This is a genomic window from Dietzia sp. 111N12-1, assembly GCF_001658045.1.
Taxonomy (GTDB): Bacteria; Actinomycetota; Actinomycetes; order Mycobacteriales; family Mycobacteriaceae; genus Dietzia; species Dietzia kunjamensis.
The window spans coordinates 1-835 of record NZ_LSSV01000105.1 but is presented as its reverse complement, the minus strand read 5'-3'; the positions used below and the strand labels follow the sequence as shown (position 1 = coordinate 835).

Here is an 835-nt window from a genome sequence, read left to right as displayed (position 1 = left end):
CAACACCCTCTGGATCGAGACCGGCACCTTCAACATGCGCGAACACACCGCCGTGAATTAACCCCACGGGACCGCGCACGGGAGCCGGTGGCTCCGACCCCATCGGCCACCGGCTCTCAAAGCCAATAACGGTGGCTCCCAACCTCAATATCCAGTGGCTCCCAAACCCTCAAATACTCATTACAGCTGATCCCTCTACGGATCCGGGGGAACCTCACTTCGCCGCCACCACCGAGCGAGGAAGCGCCCCGCCGCAATGACCTCCACCAGAGATGCTCTCCTCCAGACGCGAGCACTAACTCGCACTGACCCGATCAGATCCTCAATTTCGACCATATTTCGCCCTGCCGGTTGCTCCCGGTGGGGATGAGCAATCACACCAGAACTGACCTTGCGGTCAGGAGGAGGGGTTCATGACTCACGGACACGGAGGCCACAGTTACACGGACGGTGCGCGCGGCCCTGGGTGGGGACTGGCCATCTCGGCGTGGCTGACGGGAATTTACTTCTTCATTGAAATTAGCATCGGGTTATGGACCGGTTCGGTCGCGGTGATCTCAGATGCCTTCCACACTTTCTCGGCCGTCGGTGGCGTACTGGTGGCCATCATTGCTGCACGGCTCGCCCGCCGGCCAGCAGATGAAGACCGCAGCTTCGGCTGGTATCGCGCGGAAATTGTCGGCGCATTGGTCAACGGCGGTTTCCTGCTGGTGATGGCGCTGGTAGTGATCGTGATGGGCGGGATGCGGCTAACTGCCCCGATCGACCTGTCCACTACGCCGATGTTGTGGGCAGCCGCGGGCGGTTTGCTGGCCCTTCCGGATCCGGAGTGCAT

At 61.4% G+C, this 835-nt stretch carries 1 protein-coding gene; it reads left to right on the top strand.

Annotation, left to right across the window (positions count from 1 at the left end):
* Window positions 1-413: 413 nt before the first annotated feature.
* On the top strand, window positions 414-835 hold a 422-nt coding region (locus tag AYO52_RS17460), incomplete at its 3' end, for a cation diffusion facilitator family transporter (protein ID WP_156523666.1).